Source organism: Paenibacillus forsythiae T98 (assembly GCF_000520735.1).
Classification (GTDB): domain Bacteria; phylum Bacillota; class Bacilli; order Paenibacillales; family Paenibacillaceae; genus Paenibacillus_AQ; species Paenibacillus_AQ forsythiae.
Map to the genome: position 1 here is coordinate 1 of NZ_ASSC01000615.1, position 8,747 is coordinate 8,747.

The 8,747-nt window shown below is 54.0% G+C and carries 8 protein-coding genes and 1 pseudogene; 3 read left to right on the plus strand and 6 right to left on the minus strand.

What is annotated here, in order from left to right; genetic code table 11:
* The 3 genes from L692_RS0119085 to L692_RS0119095 form a co-directional block, all read right to left on the minus strand.
* On the minus strand, positions 1 to 627 hold a 627-nt coding region (locus L692_RS0119085), incomplete at its 3' end, for an MFS transporter (protein WP_156940507.1).
* A complete protein-coding gene (locus tag L692_RS0119090; protein ID WP_025701666.1) occupies positions 627 to 1,211 on the minus strand; it encodes a GNAT family N-acetyltransferase in 585 nt (194 codons plus the stop codon). The genes L692_RS0119085 and L692_RS0119090, both read right to left, overlap by 1 nt.
* 153 nt (positions 1,212 to 1,364) lie before the next feature.
* Positions 1,365 to 1,664, minus strand: a complete 300-nt coding sequence (locus tag L692_RS0119095) for a hypothetical protein (protein WP_025701667.1) — start codon at positions 1,662 to 1,664, stop codon at positions 1,365 to 1,367.
* Positions 1,665 to 1,887: 223 nt separating this feature from the next.
* Here L692_RS0119095 and L692_RS0119100 point away from each other — a divergent pair, with 223 nt between their 5' ends.
* Positions 1,888 to 2,367: a GAF domain-containing protein gene (locus L692_RS0119100; RefSeq protein ID WP_025701668.1), complete on the plus strand. Its 480-nt coding sequence runs from the start codon at positions 1,888 to 1,890 to the stop codon at positions 2,365 to 2,367.
* Positions 2,368 to 2,505: 138 nt separating this feature from the next.
* Here L692_RS0119100 and L692_RS0119105 read toward each other — a convergent pair whose 3' ends face one another.
* From L692_RS0119105 to L692_RS0119115, 3 genes are read right to left on the minus strand one after another with little or no spacing between them, the layout of a single operon-like run.
* The gene (locus L692_RS0119105; protein WP_025701669.1) at positions 2,506 to 4,938 is read right to left on the minus strand and encodes a glycogen/starch/alpha-glucan phosphorylase; all 2,433 of its coding nucleotides are present in this window, start codon (positions 4,936 to 4,938) and stop codon (positions 2,506 to 2,508) included.
* Between the two features lie 44 nt (positions 4,939 to 4,982).
* Positions 4,983 to 6,086 (minus strand): glucose-1-phosphate adenylyltransferase subunit GlgD, encoded by a 1,104-nt coding sequence (gene glgD / locus L692_RS0119110; protein ID WP_025701670.1) that lies wholly within the window; start codon positions 6,084 to 6,086, stop codon positions 4,983 to 4,985.
* Positions 6,087 to 6,111: 25 nt separating this feature from the next.
* Positions 6,112 to 7,275: a glucose-1-phosphate adenylyltransferase gene (locus L692_RS0119115; protein ID WP_025701671.1), complete on the minus strand. Its 1,164-nt coding sequence runs from the start codon at positions 7,273 to 7,275 to the stop codon at positions 6,112 to 6,114.
* Between the two features lie 554 nt (positions 7,276 to 7,829).
* Between L692_RS0119115 and L692_RS0119120 the strand changes: the two genes are divergently transcribed.
* Together L692_RS0119120 and L692_RS0119125 are read left to right on the plus strand one after the other, a co-directional pair.
* The gene (locus L692_RS0119120) at positions 7,830 to 8,516 is read left to right on the plus strand and encodes a response regulator transcription factor (RefSeq protein WP_025701672.1); all 687 of its coding nucleotides are present in this window, start codon (positions 7,830 to 7,832) and stop codon (positions 8,514 to 8,516) included.
* A pseudogene (locus L692_RS0119125) lies at positions 8,513 to 8,747 on the plus strand (hypothetical protein); the annotation flags it as partial. The gene L692_RS0119120 and the pseudogene L692_RS0119125, both read left to right, overlap by 4 nt.

Consider the following 8,747-nt stretch of genomic DNA (forward strand, 5'->3'; position numbering starts at 1 on the left):
CGCGCCCATTCCCGCCGCGAAGAGCAGTACGCCGAACAGATCGACTTCCGTCTTGCGGCGCATCCGCTCTTCCTTCAGGTAGCGGGCGATAAAGGCTATCGCCAGCAGGCCAAACGGCAGATTGAAGACAAAGACCCAGCGCCAGCTCAAAGAATCGGCCACATAACCGCCCAGCAGCGGGCCGACCAGCGAAGAAATTCCCCATACCGAGCTGAGCAAGCCTTGGGTCTTGGCCCGCTCCTCGATGCTGTAAATATCGCCGATGATCGTGAACGTCATCGGAATGAGTGCTCCCGCTCCCAGCCCCTGAAGCGCCCGAAAGGCGATGAGCTGCTCCATGCTCCGCGACAGTCCGCACAGCAGCGAGCCGGTGAGAAACACGGCCGCGCCCCAGAGGAATACGGGCTTTCTGCCGATCAAATCGCTGATCTTGCCAAAGATCGGCGTTGTTACCGCCATTGCCAGCAAATAAGCGGTGAAGATCCAGCTGAGCCACTGCATGCCTTCGAAATCGCCGACGATAGCCGGCCCGGCGGGCCCGGTTACGGTGCCTTCAATCGCGGCCAGGAAGGTTGCCAGCAGCACCCCCGTCAAGATCAGCCCGCGTTCAGTCATTCCTCGCAGCATTATGATCCTTCTCTCTCTAAGGTTATGTAATCGCGCCATTCCCGGCGCAGCAGCGCATATAAATCCACGTCCTGGAACCCGGACGGAGTATGGCGGTACTCGCGCAGCGTTCCCTCCCGGCGGAACCCGAGCGAGGCAAGCAGACGGCCCGAGCGGAGGTTCGCCGGATGGCACTGCGCCTCCACCCGGTTAAGCCCCATCTCTTCGAAGCCATAGCAGAGCGCCAGCGCCAGCGCTTCGCGCATATATCCCCGGCCCCGGAATGCCGGCGATAGCTCGCAGCCCACCTCGCCCCGAAAGGCTCCCTGCAGCTGCCAGTTGTTATAGCCGCAGCTGCCGATCACTTCCCCGCCGGATAGCTCGATGCTCCAGCGCAGACTCTCCTCCCCGCGCTCCATTTCGAGCAGCAGCCGGATGAGCTCCTCGGCATCCTCCCGGGAGGTGAGCGGCCTTATTCCAAGCCAGTAGGCCGATTCCGGATGGGACCAGCAGCGAAGAAGCGCGTCGGCATCCTCCCATCTCATCGCCCGCAGCCTCAGCCTGCGGCCGGTCAACCCGGGCGCTATTCGGCTATGCTCCTCCATCCGCTCGCCCCCTTTAATTCAGTTCATTATACCTCATTTCCAAACCAACAAAAATGGCGCCCGTGCAGGACGCTTTACGCATCCCGACTGGCGCCATGATTATCATCGGTTCCACCTCGCCCTGGTTCCCGGGCATATGCCCGCTTCGTTCATTCAGCCTGCGGTATCCGCCGTCTTGACCGGCTTCATAACCTCGCCTTGCAGCAGCTCCAGCTTCGCCAGAATTTCCTTGAACTCCTCGATTCCCGTACCCGTAATGCTGTACTCATCGCCATGGGCGGTCAGAAAGTTATCCTGCGTCAAACGCTCCAGCTCCTGCTTTACTTCCCGCTCGCCTATCCTGTATCCGTAATTCTCAAGCCTGGTCTGCATATCGGTTACCGTCAGGTCCCGCTCGCGGGCATTATAAAGCATGTGGATTCCTATGAACATATTCTGTACATCGGCTCGCATGTTTCACTCCTTCCGGCCATTAAGCCTTCCTTTGTTTATAAATTATTACCCCTTGGCCGCGAGGCGGAAACACGCCTTGACATGGGAGAGAAAGTGTCAGCCGATTGTATGAATTTGACAAAACTGCGCCAAGGCTTGACGGCTGCTCGGCGGCTGTACTATGTTGTTAGTTACAACAGCTACTCATTCAAGATTGACTTCATGTATAGGAAGGTGATGCTCCATGTTTCAGGCCATGCCTTATGACGGAACGCGCAGCGAGCGGTTTGAAGCTGTGCTGACTCAGCTTCGGGCCTTGATGAAAGACGAACCGAATGCGATCGCGAATTTGGCCAATGCTGCGGCGCTGCTAAAGCTCTCTCTCACGGACACGAACTGGGCCGGCTTCTATCTGTATGATGGAAACGAGCTTGTGCTCGGTCCATTTCAAGGCCAGCCTGCCTGCATCCGCATCCCGCTGGGCCGCGGGGTCTGCGGCACGGCGGCTAATGAGCGCCGGACGCTTGTGGTGGACGATGTCCATGCCTTTCCGGGACATATCGCCTGCGATCTCGCATCCAATAGCGAAGTTGTCGTTCCGATGATTAAGGACGGTCGGCTGCTGGGCGTGCTTGATATCGACAGCCCGCTCAAGCACCGGTTCGACGACGAGGAACGACGGTTCCTGGAACGCTTTGCGGCCATGGTCTCCGAGGTTCTTTAACCTCCTTGTCCATCAGCCCTTCGCATGGCGATATTTCCGTATCATAAATCAGCAAAAACGGCTGCGCTCTCCGGAATCCCTGGAGCGCAGCCGTTTGTCGTTATATTCCGCTTTCCGCCGTCATTCGTTCCATACGCTTCAGAGCGGCACAGACCGGATATTCCAGATTTCCGACGCGTACCGGCTGATCGTGTTGTCGCTTGAGAACTTGCCGGAATGGCCGATATTGATAATGGACTTCTTCAGCCATTCGCCTCGGTTGCGGTATGCACGGTCGATCTCCACATGCGTCTCGACATAGCTCGGAAAATCCTTCAGCACGAAGAATTCGTCGTTATTGTCAAGCAGAGAATAGAAGATATGCTCGAAATCCTGATGGTAGCAGCAGATCGGCCCCGGTGTAATCAGCTGGTCCAGCACTTCCTTCAAGCGGCTGTCGCTCTGATACATATCCCGGGCATAGTATCCGCCGTACTGGTAATAATCCATGACCTGCTCCGCCCGCAGTCCGAACAGGAACATGTTGTCGTTGCCGATCATTTCATTCATCTCGACATTGGCTCCGTCCATCGTTCCGATGGTCAGCGCACCGTTCATCATAAACTTCATATTTCCGGTACCGGAAGCCTCCTTGCTCGCTGTCGAAATCTGTTCGCTGACATCCGCTGCCGGGATGATCTTCTCTGCCAGCGACACGGAGTAGTTCTCCAGGAACAAGATACGAATCTTCCCTCGCACGTCGGGGTCCTTCTCCACGATTTCGGAAACAGTGTTGATGAGCTTGATAATCCGCTTCGCCAAGTGATAGCTTGGCGCCGCCTTGGCGCCAAAAATAAATGTACGCGGAACGATGTCAAGCGACGGATTCGACTTGATCTGATTGTATAAATGCATAATGTGCAGAATATTGAGCAGTTGGCGCTTGTAAGCATGCAGCCGCTTGACCTGGACATCGAAGATGGAGTCCGGATCAACTATAACGTTATGCTTGCTCTTGATGTATTCCGCCAGGCGCAGCTTGTTCTTCCGTTTGATTTCTCCTACCTTTTGCTGGAACGAGGCGTCCTCGCAGTATTTGATCAGGCCGATCATTTCCTGAGGATGGGTCATCCAGCGCGGGCCAATCGCCTCGGTAATCAGACCGGCCAAATCCCGGTTGGCATGCATCAGCCAGCGGCGATGCGTGATTCCGTTGGTCTTGTTGTTGAATCGGTGCGGGTACATCTCATCAAACAGTCTCATTTCCCGCTTCCGCAATATTTCCGTGTGCAGCGCAGCCACGCCGTTGACGCTGTGGCTGCCCACAATCGCCAAATGCGCCATCCTTACCTGGTCGTCATAAATGATCGCCATTTGCGCAATCCGGTTATGATCGCCGGGATACCGGGCCATCAGCTCTCCGCAGAACCTGGCATTGATCTCCTCGATAATAAGGTAGACCCGGGGCAATAATTCCCGCACCATGCTTACCGGCCACTTCTCCAGCGCCTCGCTGAGAATGGTATGGTTCGTATAGGAGACCATGCGCGTCGTCAGGTCCCAGGCTTCATCCCATTCAAGGCCCCTGTCATCCATCAGAATCCGCATCAGCTCCGGTATGACAAGCGTAGGGTGCGTATCGTTGATATGCAGCGCTATCCTGTTCGGAAGCTCGGACAGCGGAAGCCCCAGCTTCCCGAAGAAGCGCAGGATGCTCTGCAGGCCGGCGCTGCACAGGAAATACTGCTGCTTCAGGCGGAGCAGCTTGCCCTCGTACTCGGAATCATCCGGGTACAGAAATTCCGAAATGGATTCCACGGCGCGTTTGTACTCAAGAAACTTGTGGTAATCGGTGCCCGTATTCGGGCCGAAGTCCCTGTTCGGCTGGAGAATCGACTCGGCGCTCCAATTGCGCAGCGTATTGACATGCCTGCGGTCGGCGCCGATGATCGGCACATCGTAGGGCACCGCGCGGACCGTCTCATAATCCCTGTGCCGGAACACCAGTTTGTCCCCCGCCTTATCGATATCGACGCGGCCCCAGAATCTGACCTCGACACTCTTGTCCTCCCGACGCACTTCCCACACGTTATCCTTCTGCAGCCAGTAATCGGGCAGCTCCACCTGATATCCGTCAACGATCTTCTGCTCGAACAGGCCGTACTTGTAGCGTATGCCGCAGCCGTGCCCGGCATACTGGAGAGAAGCCAGCGAATCGAGAAAGCAGGCCGCGAGCCGTCCCAGACCGCCATTGCCGAGGCCGGCGTCCGCCTCCTCCTCCTCAACCTCCTGAAGCGAGAAGCCCAGCTCCTCAAGTCCGTCCCGCACTATTTCCAGAACACCCATATTCAGCAGGTTATTGCCCAGCAGCCTGCCGATCAGGAACTCCATCGAGAAGTAGTAAATCTGCTTCTCCTTGCCGTCCTTGTATTTCAGGTTGGTATTGGCCCAGTTCTTTCCGGCCTGCGCCCGGACCATGCTGCCCAGAATGTTGTAAACATCGGCGCTTGAGGCTTCCTCGAGCGGCTTGCCCAGCTTCCCTACCAAATCATCGACAAATGCTTTTTTGAATGCTTCTTTATCGGTAAACAACAAGCGCGTTCCTCCTGACAATGACGTTTTCAATTGCAACCGTGTTACATTTTGCTGCTCTTGGCAATGACGAACGGCCGCTTGCTGTCGCCGACAAGAATCCGTTCCCGGCTAAGCTGTACATCTTTATCCAATATGACATTTTCAATGACAGCATCTTCTTCGATAACGCATTTCTGCATGACAACGGAGTTCACCACCCTTGCTCCCTTGCGGATCTGGACACCGCGGAATATGACGCTGTTCTCCACCGTGCCGGCGATGATGCAGCCGTTCGCCACAAGCGAATTGCTGATATTGGCGCTTTCGAGATAGCGGGTCGGAGCCTCGTACTTGATTTTGGTCTGAACCTGATTATCGTGGAACAGATTGGTGTACTCCTCCTGATCCAGAAGCTTCATGCTGTTCTTGTAATAGCTCGCTACGGAGTTGATCACGGCATGATAGCCCGTATATTCAAACGCGGCAATCTTGAGCTTGTCGCGTCTTTTTTGAATCGCATCCCGGAAAAAATAGCTCTCGCCATGGGCAATGCAGTATTCGACCTGCTCCAGGAACAGCTCTTTCTCCATAATGAACATATCCATATAAATATTCTGATGGTTCTTCTCATGATGAATATTCAGCACATTGCCATCCTCATCCACCTCAAGGCGCAGACAGGGATCATGCTCCGGCTCAAGATGGTCGATTTTTTTGTATACGAGCGTGACATCGGCGCCCTTCTCCAGATGATAGCTGTACAGCTCCTGAAAGTCGATGGTATTGATGTGCTGGCTCCCGGAATGGACGATGTATTTGGCTGAGGCCCGTTTGAAGAAGTCCAGGTTGTTGTGAAAATGCTGCAAATCTCCAATTGACGTATCCGTCGGATCATTCCAGTCGGGAGGCAGGATGAACAGCCCGCCATGCTTGCGGTTCATATCCCATGACTTGCCGTCGCCGAGATGGTCCATCAGCGAGCGGTATTTGCGTCGGACGAACAGACCCACGCTTTCAAGCTCCGCCCGCATCATGTTGGACAGGACAAAATCGATCAGACGGTAGCGGCTGGCAAAGGGCACGGCCGCACCGCAGCGGAAATACGTAAGTTCATTTAAATGGTCCAATTCGTGGTCAAGATTGATTACTCCAAGGAGCTGTTTCATCGACTTCCACCGTCCTCTTTCTGAATTATATGGTTTTGGCCGGAACCGATTTCCGTTTTTTGCTGCGATTATCGATCAATAAGATTTCATCTCCGTCTTCGCGGTCCGTACCGATTTCCATATAATCCTCAATTACCGTATTCTCACTGATGATGGCTTTGTGGATACGGACATTCTTTCCAATCTTTACCTTGGGCATAATCACGGAATCCGTAATAACACTGCCCTCGCCGATCTCTACGCCGTAGAAGAGCACGGAATGCCGCACTTCCCCGCGAACGATGCTGCCCTCATTGATCAGGGAGCCGGACACCTTCGCCCCCGGCGCGACATACTGCGCGGGCTGATTCGGATTGCGGGTGAAGATTCGCCATGAAGGATCGTTAAGATTAAGCGGAGGATTGTCGCTGAGCAGATCCATATTGGCTTCCCACAGGCTGGTCACCGTACCGACGTCTCTCCAATAGCCCTCGAACGGGTAGGCGTACAAGGATTTGCCCTGCGACAGCAGCGTCGGAATGATGTCCTTGCCGAAGTCATGGGATGAATCCGATTCCTCTCCGTCATCCAAAAGCGCACGACGAAGAACATCCCATTTGAAGATATAAACCCCCATCGAAGCCAAAGTGCTTTTGGGCTTTGCCGGTTTTTCCTCGAACTCGTAAATTTTGTAATCCGCTTCGGTATTCAGTATGCCGAAACGGCTTGCTTCCTCAAGCGGAACATCAATGACCGAAATGGTGCAGTCGGCCTTTCTTTCCAAATGATATTGAAGCATGGCGTTATAATTCATTTTGTAAATATGATCGCCGGAAAGAATGAGCACATGCTCAGGATCGAATTGATCGACAAATTTAAGGTTCCGGTAAATCGCGTCAGCCGTTCCCCGATACCAGTTGCTTCCATCCTCGCGTTCATGGGGAGGAAGCACAAATACGCCCCCGTTCTTGCGGTTGAGGTCCCAGTCGCTGCCAATGCCGATGTAAGAGCTCAGTACAAGCGGCTCGTATTGCGTCAATACGCCGACCGTGTCTATTCCGGAATTCGTGCAGTTGCTGAGCGGAAAATCAATGATCCGGTAGGTGCCCCCGAAATAGACAGCGGGCTTGGCAATGGATTTGGTAAGGCCCTTCAATCTTTTCCCTTGACCACCGGCCAATAGCATAGCTACCATTTCTTTTTTCTTCATTGGAAAAGCCTCCTTGACATGGGGTAGTAAAGCTTCTTCCATAAATAAGATAAAATGATTGGTGCGTAGCAAAGACAGCGTGTAAAAACGCTCTTAATGAATAATACGGGATGACAGGACATTTTAAACCGGGTGTTACTGAACTTTTTGAATAGAGTAGGAAGCTTGAAAAAGTCTTGAAAACGGGGAAGGCTGGAATGGATCAAAACCTGCCGAACCTGTCAGGGGAACAATTCGGTTCAGCTTTATATTCCTATTGTAAAGTGTTCGGGCACACTTCGTCAAAACCCTTTCCCAAATAAAATACTGGTAAGTAACTGGTCAGGACACCACGGCGTTCACTCATCCCTTTCTCGTCCCACTCTGCTTATGTAACCGTTTCCTTTGTGGCCTTCTAAGGAGATGGGAAGCGAAAATTTCTTTATACTTTAGATTAACCACTTTGAGGCCCGGTGAAAGATTTTTTGCGCATTAATATGAGAGGTAATTTTCAGCAAACGTTCAAGTAGCTGTGGCATAATAGCATAATGAATATATGGCATGGAGGGATACACATGAAAGCTCACCAAGGCGTCCGTCTGCTGCTTGTGGACGATGAGCCCCACATCCTCCAGTTTCTTGAGCTGGGCCTCATTAACGAAGGATTTGATGTAAGAACGGCGGCGGACGGCTTATCCGCCCTGGCGGTTGCCGAAGAATTCAAGCCCCATGTAGCCATACTCGATATCATGATGCCCGGCATGAACGGCTTCGAGGTGTGCCGGCAGCTCAGGAGCGAGGAGGCGGAGGTCGCCGTCATTATGCTGACGGCCAAGGATGAGGTGGACGACCGCGTCAGGGGCCTGTCTATAGGCGCGGACGATTATATGGTTAAGCCCTTCAGCTTCGACGAGCTGCTGGCACGGATTCAGGCGCGCCTGCGCAACCAGTTCCCGTGGCTGCTCGGCGAGATGCGCTGCGGCCCCTTCGTCATCGACAGCCGCAGAAAGGAAATCCGCTTCAAGGAGACGGTCCTTGAGCTGTCTCCAACGGAATACGAGCTGTTGCAGCACCTGGTCATCAATCACGGACTTGTGCTGAGCAAGCCGATGATTCTCGATAAAGTCTGGGGATACGACTTCGGGGGAGAAGAGAATATCGTGGAAGTATACATCCGTTCTTTGCGGGAGAAGCTGGGGGATAAAGAGCACCGCATCATACGCACCCTGCGCGGCTCGGGCTACCGGCTGGATCTTGTATGATTGGCCGCTTATCCTCCCTCCGGCGGCGGCTCCATCCTCCCCGCTCGCTCCGGGGGCAGTTGCTCGCTGTCTCGCTGCTGATTCTGTCGGGACTGCTGCTGCTCATCGGCGTGCTCCAATATGTGTTAATGCGGAATTTTCTCTATACCAGCCGGGCGGAAGCCATGCAGGCGCAGATCGGGTCGGTTCCCCGGGAGCTCTACTCCGAGCTTGCGGACCTCAAAGCGAACA